Here is an 18,491-nt window from a genome sequence, read left to right as displayed (position 1 = left end):
TGCGCTCCATATTCATCGCCTGCCCGAGATCCCGCCCATGCAAGCACCCCGCACGCTGGCCAGCGCCATTGCTTCCAACGATAACAGCTTCAATCTGGTGCGCCTGATTGCAGCGCTGCTGGTGGTGCTGTTCCATGCGGGCGAACACAATACCGTGGCAGCGGGGCCAGACCCGCTCAGTGCCTTGATGCTGCCGGTGGCCGATATCGGCGCGCTGGCGGTGGATGTGTTCTTCGTCCTGAGTGGCCTGTTCATTACGCAAAGCTGGATGCGCGATCCCGATCTGCTGCGCTTCACCGTGCGGCGCGTAGCGCGCCTGGTGCCGGGCCTGCTGGTCTGTCTGGCGCTGACCACCTGCGTTGCCGTGATCTGGTTCTCGCCCAAAGGCATGGCGGGGCTGGCCGATGCTGCACCGTGGCGCTACATCGTCAACGGCGCCATGCTGCACTGGCTGGTCTACATCATTCCGCCATCCGAGCTGGCCATACCGGACGTGCTGGGTGGCGCCGCGCTGAATGGTTCGCTGTGGACCGTGTACTGGGAAGGCCGCATGTACGTGATGGTGGCGCTGATCGGTGCCGCCGCCATCCTGCCGATGCGGAGCTGGATGATGGTGATGTCGCTGCTGCTGGCACTGGCTGCGTTCCAGTTCCCCACCGTACTGGCCGGCTATATCTGGGAAGCGCGTCTGTGGAGTCTGTTCCTGTGCGGGATGCTGCTGCAGACACTGGCCGAACAGGTGCGCATCGGCGTGCGTCCTTTCCTCGTCGCCTGCGTGCTGCTGGCACTGAATTCGACGCGCTGGCTGGACCTTGAACATCAGGCGCTGACCGTGTTCGGCGTGAATCTGGTGGCGGTCACGCTGGCACTGTGGGTGGGCAGTTCGCGCCTGCTCGGTTCGCGCTGGCTGCAGCGTCATGACTATTCCTACGCCATCTACATCTATCACTGGCCCGTAATGCTGATGCTGAAAGCCGTGCTGCCGCCCGTTGGCATCTGGGCCATGCTGGCGGCCACACTGGCCATCGTGTTGCCGCTGTCGGTGTTCAGCTGGCACTGCGTCGAAGCGCCAGCACTGGCCTATGTACGCGCCAAGCTGGCCGGCCGCCGCGCTACCAGCGCCAGCAGCGCCGCCTGAAGCAGCGAGCGGCTAGATCCGCTCCAGCTTGGCGATGCTGAGGTCGAGCACCTTCATGCCGACATTGCCGAAGTTGATCTGGGCGCGCGCACTGGGGCCGCTGCCTTCGATATTCACGATCACGCCTTCACCGAACTTGGCATGCTGGACCGACTCACCTATGCGCCAGCCGCTGCCGGCGGATTTGTGCGCGATCTTCTGCGCAATCGCGTTATCGGAGCCCAGCACGGGTGCCGCATCCCATGCCGATTTAGGCGAGGCAAACCAGTGCGACTGCACTTTGGCCGACAGCCACTTCAGCGATTCTTCCGGCAGCTCGTCGAAGAAGCGCGACTTCATGTTGTAGCGCGTCTGGCCGTGCAGCATGCGGGTCTGGGCGAAGCACATGTACAGGCGCTGACGCGCACGCGTGATTGCCACATACATCAGACGGCGTTCTTCTTCCACGCCGTCGTGTTCGCGCGAACTGCTCTCGTGCGGGAACAGCCCTTCTTCCAGCCCCGTGATGAATACATTGTTGAACTCCAGCCCTTTGGCCGAGTGCACCGTCATCATCTGCACGGCGTCCTGCCCCACGGTGGCCTGATTGTCGCCCGCTTCCAGCGAAGCATGCGACAGGAAGGCCGACAGCGGCGACATCACAGCCGGCAGCGGCGCGTCGGCGTCGAGAATTTCGATGCCATCCTGATTGATCACGGCGGCGCCAGATTGTGCCTGCGCGGCCGGTCCCAGATGGGCCGGTGCGCCCTGTCCGTAGCCCTCTTCGGAGACGAACTGGGTGGCGGCACTGACCATCTGCTCCAGATTTTCGATGCGGTCGGCGCCTTCTTTTTCCGTCTGATAGTGGGTCAGCAGGCCGCTGTGTTCGAGCACCACGCGCACCAGTTCCGGCAAGGCCATCTGCTGGGTTTCGAAGCGCGCGCCTTCGATCAGGCGCACGAAGCCGGCCAGCGAGGAGCCGGCTTTGCCCGCCACATGGGGCACGGCCGCATACAGCGAAATGCCGTACTGGTCGGCCGCCGCCTGCAGCGCTTCGATGCTGCGCAGGCCGATGCCGCGAGTGGGGAAGTTCACCACGCGCAGGAAGGCCGAATCATTATGCGGGTTGTCCATCAATTGCAGATAGGCGATGGCGTGCTTGACCTCGGCGCGCTGGAAGTAGCGCAGGCCGCCGTACACGTGATACGGGATGCCGGCCGAGAACAGCGCATGTTCGATCACGCGCGACTGCGCATTCGAGCGGTATAGCACGGCGATTTCGCGCCGCTCGGCCCCGTCAGCGATCAGGTTCTTGGTTTCTTCCACGATCCACTGGGCTTCGGCCAGATCGGAGCTGGCTTCGTACACGCGCACCGGTTCGCCCTGCCCCGCATCGGTACGCAGATTCTTGCCCAGCCGCTTGCTGTTGTTGGAGATCAGCTGGTTGGCCGCATCGAGGATGTGGCCGTGCGAGCGGTAGTTTTGCTCCAGCTTGATCAGATTCTTAACCTGGAACTCGCGCTCGAACGCGCTCATATTGCCCACATTGGCGCCACGGAAGGCGTAGATGCTCTGGTCGTCATCACCCACGGCAAACAGTGCGCTGCCGTGCTGGCCCGGTACACCGGCCAGCAGCTTGAGCCACTTGTACTGCAGGTCATTGGTATCCTGGAACTCGTCGACCAGGATGTGGCGGAAGCGCTGCTGGTAGTGTTCGCGCAGCGGCTGGTTACGGCTCAGCAGCTCGTAGCTACGCAGCAGCAGTTCGGCAAAATCCACCACGCCTTCGCGCTGGCACTGTTCGTCGTATAGCTGGTACAGCTCGACCTTCTTGCGCTCATCGGCGTTATAGGCGTCGATCTTGTCGGCGCGCAGACCCTGATCCTTGGCGCCGTTGATGAAGTACATGACTTCTTTCGGCGGGAATTTTTCGTCGTCTACGTTATGCGCCTTGATCAGGCGCTTAATGGCCGACAGCTGATCCTGCGTATCGAGTATCTGGAAGGTCTGCGGTAGCGCGGCGTCGCGGTGATGGGTGCGCAGCAAGCGGTTACACAGCCCGTGGAAAGTGCCTATCCACATGCCGCGCGTATTGATCGGCAACATGGCCGACAGCCGCGTGAGCATTTCCTTGGCGGCCTTGTTGGTAAAGGTCACGGCCAGTATGCCCGACGGCGATACCTGTCCGGTCTGGATCAGCCAGGCGATGCGGGTGGTCAGCACACGGGTTTTACCGGAGCCGGCCCCCGCCAGAATCAGGGCACTTTGCGGTGGCAGCGTGACCGCTGCCAACTGCTCTTCATTGAGGTTGTGTAAAAGATTTTGCATGCCGTGATTATACCGGCACTGGCACCTCAGGCTGGATCGGGCGTGGCGATCTGCTGTGCTTTACCGTTCTTTTTGGCCTCGCGGATCAGCTCGCGCACAGCACGCTCGGCAGCACGGCTGGCGCGGGCCTGTTCGCGGCCGAGTTCGCCCATCTGCTGGCCCAGCGCTGCCATCGGTTTGCTGGCTTCGGCCATACGCGCGTGCAGACTCTGCATGGATTGATGCAAGGCCTGTTCCTGCGCTTGCACGTGCTGGCGTGCCTGCTGCTGGGCCAGTTGCTCGATCTGCTGGCGCAGCGGTTCCATGGCGCGCTGCAGCTCGGCCTGACGCTGGTGGAACTGCTGCAACTGTTCCGCCGTGGGCTGATCGCCCAGCTTGCGTGCTGCCTGTTCGATACGGCGGCCTATGGCTTCCTGCTGGCGTGCCAGCGCATCGATCTTGCGCTGCTGATCGGCCGAGGGGCCGGCAAACTGGCGCTCGATATCGCGCCCTATGGCGTCCATCTGCTTGCCGATATTGTCCATCACCAGCCCATGCTGCTCCATCTTCTTGCCCTGCTCTTCCATACGGGCACCCAGGCTTTCCACTGGCGCCCATGCGGCTTGCGCCTGCGCCAGCGTGGCGGCGTCCTGTATCACATAGGCCTGCTTGCCATCACGGAACCAGATGAAATCGCCCTTCACACGGGCACGGGCAGCGTCGCTTTCAGCGCGGTCACGGCTGCTGACGCGGCCCGTCATCGTGCGCTTCTGCTCGTGGAACATCACATAGGCTGCGCCTTTGCTATCGCCTGTTTCTGCCTGTGCTGCTGGCGCGGCTGGGGCGGCTGGCAGCGCCGGCAAAGCTGCAGCCGCAGGCAAGGCGGGAACTGCGGGCAAGGCTGGAACTGCGGGCACGCTGGCGGGCGGCGCAGGGACGGCAGGCGGAGCGGCACGCGCAGCCCGTGCGGGTGGCGCCGGTGGTGCCGGTGGTGCGGGCAATTCGGCTAGTGCTGGCAAAGACGGCAGCGCGCGTGCTGCGGGCGACGTTTCCCTGACGGCTGCTACGGCTTTGGCGGGTGCTGCGTCCTTGGCGGGTGCGGCATCCTTGGCTGCTGCTGCGTCCTTGGCTGATACTGCGTCCCGGGCTGGCACTGCGTCTTGCGGCGCTAGGGCATCGGGCGCGCTGAGCGGCGCGGCGGCGAGCGCGGCAGGCGTGCTGGCAGCACCCGTTTCGGCGGTGGCCTGGGCATACAGCATGACACCGGCAGCAAACAGACCAAGCAGGGGCAAGGCCAGTTTGCGGCTGGCAGGTTCAGAATGGGGGCGCACCAGGCGCTGGATACGAGACATGAGATTTCCTCCGTGAGCCGCATGGGCTAGTTGGGTACTGTCGAACTGGAACTGGTCCAGTTGCGCCAGAGCTTGTGCCAGCTTGTGCGGCTGGCCGAGCATGTCCACGGCAAGGTCGTCGGCGATTTGTTCTCGCTCTATACGTATCCTGCGTGACAAGGCCCAAACACTAGGGTGATAGAACAGCAGTATCTCGATCGCGCTTTGCAGCAGATTGACCAGATAATCGTGACGGCGGATGTGCGCCAATTCGTGTGCCAGCAACGCTTCCAGCAGGTCGGGCGGCATGCCGCTGATCAGGCTGGCCGGCACCAGAATAATGGGCCGCCAGCAGCCTGCCGTGATGGGGCTGTCGATGCCTTCGGCTACGCCGAGGCGGACATCGCGCCGCATTTCGCAGCGGCTGGCCAGCATGGCCATGCGGCGCTGCCAGTAGTGGTTGATGGTGTAGGCGCTGCGACGCGTGTGCGCTGCCACCCACTGCAGGCCCAGCATCAGGCGCAGCGACATCAGCACACCACCGGCCAGCCACAGGCCGACTATCCATGGCAGTTGCTGACGCAGCACCCGTTCGCTATCGTCCTGCACGGCGCTGCCCAGACGCTGCAGCGCATCCCATGCCGCCGGACTGGCGTCAGCGCTGCTGCGCGTGTTAGCGCTCTTGTTAGCGCTCCCGTTAGCGCTCGTGTTGGTGTTCGGGCTGGGGTTGGCGGCAGCGTCGCCCGCCGGGCCGCTAATACTGGCGTACAGCGTGGACGCCAGACTGCCCAGTAGTTGTGCGCTGGAACTGCTACTCTGGTCGCGCTTGAGGCCGCCGTTGTGCAGGCTGCTGATGACGCTGGTCAGCGGCAATATCAGGCATAACAACATGGCGCCGCAAGCGACGGCGTAGCGGGTCTGCGGGCGGGCGCGGCGTAGCAACTGCATGGCCAGCGCCACGCTGCAGCCTATCAGCACGCCCTGCCAGATAAAGTTGAGCAGCGCCCAGCCGAGCGCCGTAACCAGAGCCTCCAGCAGATTATGCATGGCGGCCTGCCTGCGGCTTGATGTGGTATTGGCGTAGTAAAGACATGCTGCGCTCCCGATGTGTAGATGTAGAATAAATTATCTAGATTGGGATGTCTAGAACTTTTTATCTACATCGCACAAAGGGCGCGCCATCCGGCGCGCCGCAAGGAGCGCGCCTGCCGAGCGGCTTAGTACAGCACGACGGAGCGTATCGATTCGCCGCTCTTCATCAGGTCGAAGCCTTCGTTGATGCGCTCGAGCGGCAGGCGGTGGGTGATCAGGTCGTCGATGTTGAGCTTGCCTTCCATATACCAGTCGACGATCTTCGGCACATCGGTACGGCCACGGGCGCCGCCGAACGCGGAGCCTTTCCACACGCGCCCCGTCACCAGCTGGAACGGACGGGTGGAGATTTCCTGACCGGCAGCAGCCACGCCGATGATGATGGATTGGCCCCAGCCCTTGTGGCAGCACTCGAGCGACTGGCGCATGGTGGTGGTATTGCCTATGCACTCGAAGCTGTAATCCGCGCCGCCATCGGTCAGCTGGATGATGGCATCGACCACGTTCTCCACTTGGTTCGGATTGATGAAGTGGGTCATGCCGAACTTGCGCGCCATGTCCTGGCGGGCCGGATTGATATCCACGCCGATGATCTTGTCGGCACCGACCATGCGCGCCGCCTGGATCACGTTCAGGCCTATGCCGCCCAGACCGAACACCACCACATTTGCGCCCGCTTCCACCTTGGCCGTGAACAGCACGGCACCGACGCCCGTGGTCACACCGCAGCCGATGTAGCAGACCTTGTCGAACGGCGCATCGCTGCGGATTTTGGCCAGCGCGATTTCCGGTACCACGATGTAGTTGGAGAAGGTCGAGGTGCCCATGTAGTGGTAGATCGGCTTGCCATCGAGCGAGAAGCGGCTGGTGGCATCCGGCATCAGGCCGCGCCCCTGGGTGGAGCGGATCGACTGGCACAGATTGGTTTTCTGCGACAGGCAGAATTTGCACTGGCGGCATTCCGGCGTGTACAGCGGGATGACGTGGTCATCTTTTTTCAGCGACTTCACGCCGGGACCGACATCGACCACCACACCGGCCCCTTCGTGGCCCAGAATGGCCGGGAAGATGCCTTCCGGATCAGCGCCGGACAGGGTGTAGTAATCCGTGTGGCAGATGCCGGTGGCTTTGATTTCGACCAGAACTTCGCCCTCGCGCGGGCCGCCCAGTTCGACTTCTTCTATCGTCAGCGGTTTGCCCGCCTGCCATGCTACGGCTGCTTTGGTTTTCATGGAATATCCTCTGGCTGGTGGTTGCAGTATGCACGGCGACTAGGTGCCGCACAGGTACGACATCATACCAGCGCAGAGTTTTCCTTGCCGGCCCCGGCTGCGCTGCGCAGCACGGCACCGCTGCCCAGCAGTTCGCTGATCGCATGCCATAACTGGCGCGGCGTGCTCCATGGTTTGGCCAGATACGTCAGGCCGCGTGCACCGACTATGGTATGCGGCGCGCGGGCCGAGTACAGCAACAGCGGTGCCTCGCCGTGATGCTGGCGCACCAGCGCCAGCAGATCGGGCGGCGGCACATCTGCCAGCCCTTCCGTCTCGGCGTCCGGGTCCGGCACGGCGGGATCGAGCACCACCAGCGCAAAACTATCCTGTTGCAGCAAGCTCAGTGCGGCGGCACGGGTGTCCGCCACGCACACCTGGTTTTCCGGCACCAGCAAGGCGGTCAGCACCAGCACGGCATCGGCGTCCGCATCGATCAGCAACACGCGCGGCACTTCGGCAACGATACCGAGTTCCGGCTGTTCCAGTAGCGACCATTCAATTTCGGCCGCCTGTTGATCGGTCATGAATCGACTCATCTCTGTGTCTCCGCAAGGAATACGGGTGGCACTGCATAGCACTGCGCAAACGCGGCCATGCATAAGTCGGCGGAGTTGGGCCGGACGCTGGGCGTGTCACCGCAGGGCAGAGGCGGTGACGGCACGTTCGGGGAGACTAGCTGGGAATGGCTAAACTAGCCCGTCGCACACTGTTGCTTGCAGGTATTTCGTTCTGCTAACCAACAGTCTACAACAGAGGACGGGGCAAATTAGTTGTAAATTAAGTAAACCTCGAAAAAAATGCTGCCGACGTTTACTTTTTCAGACGCTGATTGAAAGCGGCGTGCAAAGCATTCAAGGTTTCTTCCGCGCTCAGCAACTGATCGGCCACTTCATTGACTTTGCGGCGATTCGAGCGTGCATGGTCGCGCAAGACTTCAAAGGCCGTGTTGCGGTCAGTCTGGAATTTGCACATCAGCAGACCTACGGCCAGACTGGTTTCGCGGCCGGACGCCAGCGCGGCATTCAGATTGAGTTCGGTACGGCGCAGCTGGCGGATTTCGTCGGCACGGGCCAGACCCGCAGCAAACGCGGGCATCAAATGCTTTTCATCCACAGGTTTGACGAGGAAGCCCACGGCGCCATAGGCGGCCGCCTGCTTGCCAGCATCGGCATCGCCGCGGCCGGACAGGAACATAAAGGGTACGGAAGAACTGGCGTGCAACTGCTTGGCCAGTTCCAGCCCGTTCATGCCGGGCATGTGGATGTCGAGCAGGGCCAGATCGGGCTCGCGCTGGCTGATCAGCTGTAGCGCCTGCTCGGCCGACAGTGCTTTCAGGACGTCGTAACCGGCATGACCGAGCACTTCGCCGAGAAAATCAAGCAGTAACTGGTCGTCATCAACGATCAGTATCAGACGTTTGGCGCTGGAGGAACCATTCATGTGCAACAACCTTGGGCTAAAGCTAACGACCTATTATAAGGCCGAAAACTTCACCTACTGTAAGGCTTTCGTGTGACTTTAGGCCACACCCAAGGTTTTTAAGCAGCTTTTATACGCGTTTAAACAACAGCCGCGGGCTGGAATAGCTGCAGGAATCCATCCACGGCACGCTGCACGGCCGCCGCGCCGGCAGCCAGTTGTGCCGCAGCAGGTGCGGCGTCGTCGGCCGCTGCGGCACCACTGGCCGCTGCCAGATACACGCTGCTGATGGCGGCTACCATGTGGGCGCCGCTTGCGACCAGCGGCGCGGCCAGCGCCGGCGTCATGCCACCGATTACCACCTGCGGCAGATGGATATGCTGCTGCGCTTGATCCAGTATGGCCGGCGCCGTGGTGACGGCATACTGTTTCACGCGCGACGGATAGAAACCGCCAAAAGCCACATAACTGGCACCGGCGGCCTGCGCGGCCAGTGCCAGCGCCATGTCGCCATAACAGGAAGCGCCGATGATCGCAGCCGGCCCCAGCTCGGCACGCACGGCGGCCAACGCGGCATCGCTGGCGCCCAGATGCACGCCATCTGCTTCCACCTGCTGCGCCAGTTCGACAAAGTCATTGACGATGAAAGGCACGCCGTACTGCCGGCACAGGCGGCGCAAGGCCGTGGCCTGTTGCAGCCGCAGCGCCGGGCTGGCGTGCTTGTGGCGGTACTGCAGCAGGGCGATGCCGGGCTGGCAGCCCTGCGCTGCCTGCAATGCCTGCTCGGTGACGGTGAGCAGACGTTCGGTGGAATCCCAGTTTGGGGTGACCAGATACAGTCCTTGCATGGTGAGCACTCGACTTTCAGTTTAATAGTTTCAATGTAAAAATTGCGTGCGGCAGCAGCGCTCGCGGCGATCTCGTTGGCTTATCTGTTCAGGCTGGATTCAGGCCACTCATTTACTGGCATCCTAGTAGTAAGAATTGCGTGCAGGAATGCGCTGGCCGCTGCCGATCGCATAGGAAGACTCCAGCGCGCTATGGCAATACGCCTGTGCCGCATCGAGCGCCAGCGCCAGTGGCACCTGCATGGCCAGTTGACCGGCAATCGCCGCAGCCAGCGTGCAGCCGCTGCCATGGAAAGCACCAGCCAGCCGCAGCCAGCGCCACTCGCGGCGGGCTGTCGGTATAGCTTCCGGGCCGTACCACTGATTGCACACGGTCTCACCCATGCCATGGCCGCCCGTCAGCAGCACGTGCTGACAGCCGTGTTCACGTAGCCGCTGCATCTGTGCCGCTGTCGCGGGCAGGCCTGTCAGCGCCTGCGCTTCCGGTTCGTTGGGCGTGAGCACGGTGGCCAGAGGTAGCAGCGGCGCCAGCGCCTGCACGGCATCATCGCGTGACAGCAGATCGCCATGGCCGCTGGCCAGCACAGGGTCGAGCACGACCGGCAGTTGCGGCTGATCGCGCCGCAACTGCACGATCAGTTCGGCAATGGCGCGCGCATTCTCGGCGCTGCCGGTGATGCCGATCTTGACGGCACGGATCGCAAACTTGTCGATCAGCGCCAGCGCCTGCTGCCGCATCAGACCTGCTGCCACCGGGTGCACGCCCCATACGCGGTCGTTGTCCTGCACCGTCAGCGCCGTCACCACCGTCAGCGCATGCGCGCCCTGCCCCGCTATGGCTTGCAGGTCGGCGCTCAGGCCGGCGCCGCCGGACGGATCGAGTCCCGCAAACACCAGCACGCAGGCCCGCTCGGGCACATTCTCAGTGCTGAGCGGGACCGCGTCTGCTGTCTGCTGCGGCTGCGGCTGCGGCTGCGACTGCGGCTGCGGCTGCGACTGCGGCTGCGACCGCGGTTGCGACAGTGACTGCGACAGAGGCCATGGCTGCGCTGTCATGCCAGCCGGCCCGCCATCGGCGAGGATGGCGATGCGGCAAACTTGCGCGCGATGCGGCCCGCCAGATAAGCTTCGCGGCCAGCCTGCACGCCCAGCTTCATCGCGCGCGCCATGCGCACCGGGTCCTGTGCACCGGCGATGGCAGTATTCATCAGCACACCATCGCAGCCCAGTTCCATGGCGATGGCAGCATCGGAAGCCGTGCCGACACCGGCATCGACCAGCACCGGCACCTTGGCCTGCTCGATGATCAGCGACAGATTCCACGGATTGAGGATGCCCATGCCGGAACCGATCAGCGATGCCAGCGGCATCACGGCGACGCAACCGATATCTTCCAGCATGCGCGCCTGTATCGGATCGTCGCTGCAATACACCATCACGTCGAAGCCGTCTTTGACCAGCGCTTCAGCGGCGATCAAGGTTTCCGGCATGTTCGGGAACAGCGTCTTTTCGTCGCCCAGCACTTCCAGCTTGACCAGCTTGTGGCCATTCAGCAGTTCGCGCGCCATCTGCAGCGTGTAGATGGCGTCCTTGGCGTTGTAGCAGCCGGCCGTATTCGGCAGGATGGTGTACTGCGAGGGTGGCAGCACGTCGAGCAAACTCGGTGCTTTCGGGTCCTGCCCGATGTTGACGCGGCGGATGGCCACGGTGATGATTTCGGCTTCCGCTGCATCGGTCGCTGCGCGCGTCTGCTGCAGGTCGCGGTATTTCCCGCTGCCGACCAGCAGGCGCGATTGATAGGTCTTGCCGGCGATGGTCAGCAGGTCCTGTGCGGCCGTTGCGGCGGCCGCGCCTTGGTTACGGTTAATGCTGTTCATGTGAATTCCTTGATCCGTTAAATGGGTATTTAGCCGCCACCGATGGCGCGCACAATCTCGACCTTGTCCTGCGCCTGTAGCTGGCGCTGCGGCCACTGCTGGCGCGGCACCACGCTGCGGTTGACGGCCAGCGCCAGCGCCTGTCCCGTCAACGCCAGCGCGTCTATCAGTTGCGCCAGCGTGTGCTGCTGCGGCACGCGATACGGCGCGCCATTCAGCTCAATCTCGATTTCATTTTCGATGTCATTTTCGAGTTCGATCTCCGTCATGCCGGCCTCACAGTTTGTGATATAGCTGGGCGCCATCGCGCATGAACTCGACAGCCTTCACTTGCATGCCCTGCTGCAGCGCGGCGCCATGCGTGACGCCATTCGCGGCAGCGAAGTCGCGCACTTCCTGCGTGATTTTCATCGAGCAGAAATGCGGACCGCACATGGAGCAGAAGTGCGCCACCTTGGCCGAATCCTTGGGCAGGGTCTCGTCGTGGAACTCGCGCGCCTTGTCGGGATCGAGGCCCAGATTGAACTGGTCGTCCCAGCGGAATTCGAAGCGCGCTTTGGACAGCGCGTTATCGCGAATCTGGGCGCCGGGGTGGCCCTTGGCCAGATCGGCTGCGTGGGCGGCGATCTTGTAGGTGATGATGCCGTCCTTGACGTCGTTCTTGTCGGGCAGGCCCAGATGCTCTTTCGGCGTGACGTAGCACAGCATGGCCGTGCCGTACCAGCCGATCTGCGCGGCGCCTATGCCGGAAGTGAGGTGGTCATAGCCCGGCGCGATATCGGTGGTCAATGGGCCCAGCGTGTAGAACGGCGCTTCGTGGCACTGCTCCAGCTGCAGATCCATATTCTCCTTGATCAGCTGCATCGGCACGTGGCCCGGCCCTTCTATCATCACCTGCACGTCGTGCTTCCAGGCGATCTGGGTCAGTTCGCCCAGCGTTTTCAGTTCGCCCAGCTGGGCTTCGTCGTTGGCGTCATAGATGGAGCCCGGACGCAGGCCATCTCCGAGCGAGAAGGCCACGTCATAGGCTTTCATGATTTCGCAGATCTCTTCGAAATGCTCGTACAGGAAGGATTCCTTGTGGTGGGCCAGACACCATTTGGCCATAATGGAGCCGCCGCGCGAGACGATGCCCGTCAGGCGCTTGGCCGTCATCGGCACATAGCGCAGCAGCACGCCGGCGTGGATGGTGAAGTAGTCGACACCCTGCTCGGCCTGTTCGATCAGGGTGTCGCGGAAGATTTCCCAGGTCAGGTCTTCGGCCTTGCCGTTGACCTTTTCCAGCGCCTGATAGATAGGCACGGTGCCGATAGGTACGGGGCTGTTACGGATGATCCATTCGCGGGTTTCGTGGATGTGCTTACCGGTGGACAGGTCCATCACGTTGTCGCCGCCCCAGCGTATGGCCCACGTCATTTTTTCCACTTCTTCGCCTATCGAGGAAGTCACGGCCGAGTTGCCGATGTTGGCGTTGATCTTGACGAGGAAGTTACGGCCGATGATCATCGGCTCCACTTCGGGGTGGTTGATATTGGCGGGGATGATGGCGCGGCCACGGGCGATTTCTTCACGTACGAATTCCGGCGTGATCTCGGCCGGGATGCTGGCACCGAAGGACTGGCCACGGTGCTGGCGCCCCATCAGATCGGCCAGACGCTGGCCGTTAGGGCCCGAGTTTTTCAACTGCTCCAGATACTCCTTGCGGCGCAGGTTTTCGCGGATGGCGACGAACTCCATTTCCGGCGTGATGATGCCCTGACGCGCATAGTGCATCTGGGTGACGTTCTTGCCGGCGCGCGCGCGGCGCGGCTGGCGGTGCAGGTTGAAACGCAGTTCGGCCAATGCAGGATCGGCCAGCCGCGCCTTGCCGTAATCGGACGTGGGGCCGTCCAGCTCCTCCGTATCGTCACGCTCGAGTATCCACGGCAGGCGCGGCGTGGCGGCCAAACCGGAACGGATATCGATCACGGCATCGGGATCGGTGTAGGGGCCGGAAGTATCGTAGACATACACGGGCGGATTGGCTTCGAAGCCGAAGGAGGCAGGCGTATCGGCCTGGCTAATTTCGCGCATGGGCACGCGAATGTCAGGACGGCTGCCCTGTACATAGACTTTGCGCGAATTGGGTAAAGGCTGGATGGCTGCACTATCCACCGTGGCGGTGGCAGACAGGAATTTGGCGTTGGCGTTCATTTGGCTCCTCGGTTGGCTACAGGAGCCAGCAAAGGAGGTAGGACGGCTATCATGTGCGCGCCAGATTACGAGGATGGCCGGAGCGATCCGGATCGTAAAGGCGGTGTGACGGCGCTATCCTTAGCTTCCCTTCGCTGGCATTATCCAGATCAGGTTCGGAGGGTATTTCTCACCCGCGCATCACAGCGATGCACAGGACCCCTAGCGTTTGCTACCTTGTGGCAGCGCGCCGATTATACGCCGCGTCTTGGCACGGCGACAATAGCTGATTCGATTGCAGCAGTGGATGCCGCACGCCCTGCATAGACACAGCGTCCCTAGCTGAACGCAACATCTTCCAGACGGAAGCGGAACTTGCGTCGTTCAGGCAAGTCCCAGCCTTCGCCTTTGCTGCAGTCGCGCGGCGGGGCAAGGACTGGCTGGGGAAATAGCGAGGCAATTGCGGACTTGGTCTGCTCGCTAGTCTGCAAGGCCGCAACTACGGCATGCAGAACTTCTGCCAGCAGATTATTAGGGGCTGACGGTAGCGCTGTGCGTGCCGGTACGTCCTCGGGTGCTGCGGATGTTGTGACGGTAGCAGTGGCACGTTCTAGCTCTTGTGCGACCTGTGCGCGCAATCGGCTGGCCAGAATATAGAACTTGTCCTGCGGGCGGCGTAGGTAGAGATCGTTCCACGCATTGCGCGTGCTGCGGCCTGCCCAGTGTGCAAACTGGTTGGGCGAAACCGCCCTGCCGCAGAAAATAATCTGTCTACCGATGACGCGGGCATGCTGTTCGTCGCCATAGCTATAGGTGCATAGCAAAGTACCTTCCGGCAGAAACACGGTTTTCCATTGATAACCGCGCACGCAGGCAGGATCAGCGCCCATCTGCAATTTGACTTGCTCGCCCAGCCACATCTCTATGGCCGCGGACAGTGCTTGCTGTAAATCCGGCGCGCCACCGCGCCGTGCCAGTTGCTCGATCAGGCGCTCCAACTGCTGGCGCTCGACCGGGACACTTACCGAGGCTTCCATCCCGTCCATTATCTATTCCCTCCTATTTTTTCTTCTATTTCCTCCTGCTTTCCTATTTTTAGACCCGCGTTTGCCCGCAGAGTTCAAAAATAGGAAAAATAGGAGGAAACAGGAAGAAAAATAGAGCGTTTCAGATAACGGAAGTGCAGAGAGGGCAGCACCCCGCGCCAGCCGGTACATGGCGCTGCCCGGCGGAATTAATCCTTGAAGCTAGGCGTGGTCTTGCTCATGCCGGCCATCATGGCGGCCTGCAGGTCTGCCGACATCAGCATGGCGGCATTCCACGTGGCGACGTAGTTGAGGCCGTCAGCCACGCTATGGTCGCGTGCATAGGTAATCATTTCTTTCACGCCGCGCACGGCCAGCGGTGCCTTGGTAGCGATCTCGGCAGCAATCGCACGCACCCCCTCGCGCAAGGCTTCCGGCGTCTCAAACACGCGGTTCACCAGCCGGATATCCTTGGCTTCGGCCGCATCCACCTTGCGCGCCGTGTAGGCCAGTTCGCGCGCCATGCCATCGCCGATCAGCTTGGGCAGGCGTTGCAGCGTACCCACATCGGCCGTCATGCCGATATCGATTTCCTTGATGCTGAACCACGCATCAGCCGAGCAGTAGCGCATATCGGCGCAGCAGATCAGATCGATGCCACCGCCCACGCAAGCGCCATGCACGGCAGCCAGCACCGGCTTGCGGCAGCGCTCCAGACTGGTCAGGCAGTCCTGCAGATCGAGAATGATACGGCGCAGCGATTCGCGCATACGGCCGTCGCAATCGTTCTGGATCTGGCTGCCCAGCCCCATCATCATCTGCAGATCGATGCCGGCAGTGAAGCCGCGGCCCTCGCCTTCGAGCACGATGGCGCGGGCGGCCGGCAGGCCGTCGAGGAACTGGAAAGCGCTGCGCAAATCATTCCACATAGCAAGATTCATCGCATTCAGCTTGTCGGGCCGGTTCAGGCGCACGATGGCAACAGCGCCTTCCAGAGTGACGGACAGGGTTTCAAAAGCAGGGATTTGATCAGACATGCAAGACTCCAAAGTACAGTTATGTTTCTATCTTGTCGGTAAAAAACCGGCTACGTCAATCAAAAAGCCCGCCGCGCCTGCCGTTTGGCCTGCACAGTCATCTATAATGGCTGTTTTCGCCAATTTAATTTGTCAAATCATGGAATTAGCCAAGTCTTTCGAGCCTGCCGACATTGAACAGTTCTGGCGCAGCGAGTGGGAACAACGCGGTTACTACCGCGCCTCGCTGGACGCCGGTAAACCTTCTTTCAGCATCCAGCTGCCGCCGCCGAATGTGACCGGCACCCTGCACATGGGCCATGCCTTTAACCAGACCATCATGGACGGCCTGACCCGCTACCACCGTATGCTGGGCCACAACACGGCCTGGATTCCGGGCACCGACCACGCTGGTATCGCCACCCAGATCGTGGTGGAACGCCAACTGGACGCCCAGAAAGTGTCGCGCCATGATCTGGGCCGCGACGCCTTCATCAAGAAAGTCTGGGAGTGGAAAGAGAAATCCGGTTCCACCATCACGGGCCAGATGCGCCGCCTGGGCGCGTCGCCGGACTGGGAACGCGAATACTTCACGATGGACGAAGCCCGTTCCAAAGTGGTGACGGAAGTGTTTGTGCGCCTGCACGAGCAGGGCCTGATCTACCGCGGCAAGCGTCTGGTCAACTGGGACCCCGTACTGGGCACCGCCGTGTCCGATCTGGAAGTGGTATCGGAAGAAGAAGATGGCTCGATGTGGTACATCCAGTACCCGCTGGCCGATGGCAGCGGTACGCTGACGGTGGCCACCACGCGTCCCGAAACCATGCTGGGCGACGTGGCCGTGGCAGTCGATCCGACCGACGAGCGCTACCAGCCGCTGGTCGGCAAGATGCTCAAGCTGCCGCTGTGCGACCGTGAAATTCCTATCATCGCCGACAGCTATGTGGACAAGGAATTCGGCACCGGCTGCGTGAAGATCACGCCGGCGCACGACTTCAACGACTACGCCGTAGGCCAGCGCCACAATCTGGGCATGCCGTCCATCCTGACGCTGGAAGCCAAGATCACCGACGATGCACCGGAAGCGTATCGTGGTCTGGACCGCTTCGAAGCACGTAAGAAAATCGTCGCCGATCTGGAAGCACAAGGCTTGCTGGAACAGGTCAAACCGCACAAGCTGATGGTGCCGCGTGGCGACCGTACCGGCGTGGTGATCGAACCTATGCTGACCGACCAATGGTTTGTCGCGATGAGCAAGCCGGCACCGGAAGGCACTTACAATCCGGGCAAATCGATCGCCGAAGTGGCGCTGGAAAAAGTCTCCTCGGGCGAAATCAAATTCGTGCCGGAAAACTGGACCACCACCTACAACCAGTGGCTCAACAACATCCAGGACTGGTGCATCTCGCGTCAGCTGTGGTGGGGCCACCAGATTCCGGCATGGTATGACGATGCCGGCAATGTGTTCGTCGCCAAGACGGAACAAGAAGCACAGGCACAGGCTGCCGCCAAAGGCAGCAGCGGTCCACTGCACCGCGACAACGACGTGCTCGACACCTGGTTCTCGTCCGCGCTGGTACCCTTCTCCACGCTGGGCTGGCCGAATGAAACGCCGGACCTGCAGGCCTTCCTGCCTTCGTCGGTACTGGTGACGGGCTTCGACATCATCTTCTTCTGGGTCGCGCGCATGGTCATGATGACGGCGCACTTCACGGGCAAAGTACCGTTCAACACGGTGTATGTGCACGGTCTGGTACGCGATTCGCAAGGCCAGAAAATGTCCAAGTCCAAGGGCAACACGCTGGACCCTATCGACCTGATCGACGGTATCGGCGTGGAAGCACTGGTGGAAAAACGTACCACCGGCCTGATGAACCCGAAAGCAGCCGAAAAGATCGCCAAGGCCACGCGCAAGGAATTCCCTGAAGGTATAGCCGCCTACGGCACGGATGCCGTACGCTTCACCATGGCGTCCTACGCTTCGCTGGGCCGCAACATCAACTTCGATCTGGGCCGCGCCGAAGGCTACCGCAACTTCTGCAACAAGATGTGGAACGCCACCCGCTTCGTGCTGATGAATACGGAAGGCAAGGATTGCAGCGCCAATGAAGCCGACCTGTCGATGGCCGACAAGTGGATCATCTCGCTGCTGCAGAAAGCCGAACTCGATGTGGCCAAAGGTTTCGAAGACTACCGCTTCGACAACATCGCTTCGACCATCTACAAATTCGTCTGGGACGAATACTGCGACTGGTATCTGGAAGTGGCCAAAGTGCAGGTGCAGAGCGGCACGGAAGGCCAGCAGCGCGCTACCCGTCATACGCTGCTGCGCGTGCTCGAAGTGGTGCTGCGTCTGGCCCACCCTATCATCCCGTTCGTTACGGAAGCACTGTGGCAGGCCGTTGCGCCGCTGGCCGGCAAAACGGGCGACACCATCATGCTGCAACCTTACCCGATCGCCAACACGGCCAAGATCGACGAAACGGCCGAAGCGTGGATGCAGCAGCTCAAGGCGCTGACCGACGCGACCCGCAACCTGCGTGGCGAAATGCAGCTGGCGCCATCGCTGCGCGTACCGCTGATCGTGGAACCGGGCAATGCCGACGACAAAGCAGCGATGAGCGTGTTCGCGCCTTACATCCAGTCGCTGGGCAAGCTGGCCGAAGTGCAGATCGTGGACGTGCTGCCGGAATCGCCGGCGGCCGTGTCCATCGTCGGCACGACCAAGCTCATGCTGAAAGTGGAAATCGACGTGAAAGCCGAGCGTGAGCGCCTGAGCAAGGAGATCACCCGTCTCGAAGGCGAGATCAACAAGGCCAACGGCAAGCTGTCCAACGAAAGCTTCGTGGCACGTGCGCCAGCCGAAGTGGTGGCGCAGGAAAAAGAACGCGTGGCCAACTTCAGCGCCACGCTGGCCAAGATCCGCGAACAGTACGCCAAGCTGCCAGCCTAACCCTAGGGGTCAGGTCGGGCAAAGTGCAGGGGTCAGGTCGGGCAAGTGTCATTTGCCTTA

At 61.9% G+C, this 18,491-nt stretch carries 14 protein-coding genes and 1 riboswitch; of the genes, 2 read left to right on the top strand and 12 right to left on the bottom strand.

Annotated elements, in window-relative coordinates; all coding sequences use genetic code 11:
- The first annotated feature begins 37 nt into the window (after positions 1 to 37).
- Entirely contained in the window at positions 38 to 1,138 is a 1,101-nt protein-coding gene (locus GM655_RS08600; RefSeq protein ID WP_155434272.1) for an acyltransferase family protein, read from the top strand.
- A 12-nt stretch (positions 1,139 to 1,150) separates the two neighbouring features.
- On the opposite strand, the gene GM655_RS08595 is transcribed toward GM655_RS08600, so the two are convergent.
- The 12 genes from GM655_RS08595 to GM655_RS08540 all read right to left on the bottom strand — a co-directional run bounded on the left by GM655_RS08595 (position 1,151) and on the right by GM655_RS08540 (position 15,499).
- Entirely contained in the window at positions 1,151 to 3,445 is a 2,295-nt protein-coding gene (locus GM655_RS08595) for a UvrD-helicase domain-containing protein (protein WP_155434271.1), read from the bottom strand.
- A 26-nt stretch (positions 3,446 to 3,471) separates the two neighbouring features.
- On the bottom strand, positions 3,472 to 5,802 hold the full coding sequence (locus GM655_RS08590) for a M56 family metallopeptidase (RefSeq protein ID WP_155434270.1): 2,331 nt from the start codon (positions 5,800 to 5,802) through the stop codon (positions 3,472 to 3,474).
- 170 nt (positions 5,803 to 5,972) lie between these two features.
- The gene (locus tag GM655_RS08585; protein WP_155434269.1) at positions 5,973 to 7,079 is read right to left on the bottom strand and encodes an S-(hydroxymethyl)glutathione dehydrogenase/class III alcohol dehydrogenase; all 1,107 of its coding nucleotides are present in this window, start codon (positions 7,077 to 7,079) and stop codon (positions 5,973 to 5,975) included.
- A gap of 62 nt (positions 7,080 to 7,141) precedes the next feature.
- The gene (locus GM655_RS08580) at positions 7,142 to 7,657 is read right to left on the bottom strand and encodes a DNA-binding transcriptional response regulator (RefSeq protein ID WP_155434268.1); all 516 of its coding nucleotides are present in this window, start codon (positions 7,655 to 7,657) and stop codon (positions 7,142 to 7,144) included.
- 274 nt (positions 7,658 to 7,931) lie between these two features.
- Entirely contained in the window at positions 7,932 to 8,561 is a 630-nt protein-coding gene (locus tag GM655_RS08575) for an ANTAR domain-containing response regulator (RefSeq protein WP_155434267.1), read from the bottom strand.
- Between the two features lie 119 nt (positions 8,562 to 8,680).
- Positions 8,681 to 9,388 carry a thiamine phosphate synthase gene (gene thiE / locus GM655_RS08570; protein ID WP_155434266.1) on the bottom strand — a complete coding sequence of 236 codons (708 nt, stop codon included), beginning with the start codon at positions 9,386 to 9,388 and terminating at the stop codon, positions 8,681 to 8,683.
- Between the two features lie 123 nt (positions 9,389 to 9,511).
- The gene (gene thiD, locus GM655_RS08565; RefSeq protein ID WP_371866755.1) at positions 9,512 to 10,306 is read right to left on the bottom strand and encodes a bifunctional hydroxymethylpyrimidine kinase/phosphomethylpyrimidine kinase; all 795 of its coding nucleotides are present in this window, start codon (positions 10,304 to 10,306) and stop codon (positions 9,512 to 9,514) included.
- Positions 10,307 to 10,440: 134 nt separating this feature from the next.
- Complete coding sequence (locus tag GM655_RS08560; protein WP_155434264.1) at positions 10,441 to 11,265, bottom strand: thiazole synthase; 825 nt, start codon at positions 11,263 to 11,265, stop codon at positions 10,441 to 10,443.
- A gap of 29 nt (positions 11,266 to 11,294) precedes the next feature.
- Positions 11,295 to 11,534 (bottom strand): sulfur carrier protein ThiS, encoded by a 240-nt coding sequence (gene thiS / locus GM655_RS08555; protein WP_155434263.1) that lies wholly within the window; start codon positions 11,532 to 11,534, stop codon positions 11,295 to 11,297.
- A 7-nt stretch (positions 11,535 to 11,541) separates the two neighbouring features.
- Entirely contained in the window at positions 11,542 to 13,458 is a 1,917-nt protein-coding gene (thiC, locus tag GM655_RS08550; protein WP_155434262.1) for a phosphomethylpyrimidine synthase ThiC, read from the bottom strand.
- Between the two features lie 109 nt (positions 13,459 to 13,567).
- A riboswitch (TPP riboswitch) is annotated at positions 13,568 to 13,671 on the bottom strand.
- A gap of 104 nt (positions 13,672 to 13,775) precedes the next feature.
- A complete protein-coding gene (locus GM655_RS08545; protein WP_229632476.1) occupies positions 13,776 to 14,483 on the bottom strand; it encodes a hypothetical protein in 708 nt (235 codons plus the stop codon).
- Between the two features lie 188 nt (positions 14,484 to 14,671).
- The gene (locus GM655_RS08540; RefSeq protein ID WP_155434261.1) at positions 14,672 to 15,499 is read right to left on the bottom strand and encodes a crotonase/enoyl-CoA hydratase family protein; all 828 of its coding nucleotides are present in this window, start codon (positions 15,497 to 15,499) and stop codon (positions 14,672 to 14,674) included.
- A gap of 139 nt (positions 15,500 to 15,638) precedes the next feature.
- On the opposite strand from GM655_RS08540, the gene GM655_RS08535 reads away from it, so the two are divergent.
- Positions 15,639 to 18,431, top strand: a complete 2,793-nt coding sequence (locus GM655_RS08535; RefSeq protein WP_155434260.1) for a valine--tRNA ligase — start codon at positions 15,639 to 15,641, stop codon at positions 18,429 to 18,431.
- Positions 18,432 to 18,491 lie beyond the last annotated feature (60 nt).

Origin of the sequence: Pseudoduganella danionis, assembly GCF_009720775.1 — a bacterium.
Classification (GTDB): domain Bacteria; phylum Pseudomonadota; class Gammaproteobacteria; order Burkholderiales; family Burkholderiaceae_D; genus Rugamonas; species Rugamonas danionis.
Note: the sequence above shows the minus strand (reverse complement) of the source record. Positions and strands in the feature narration are given on the sequence as shown.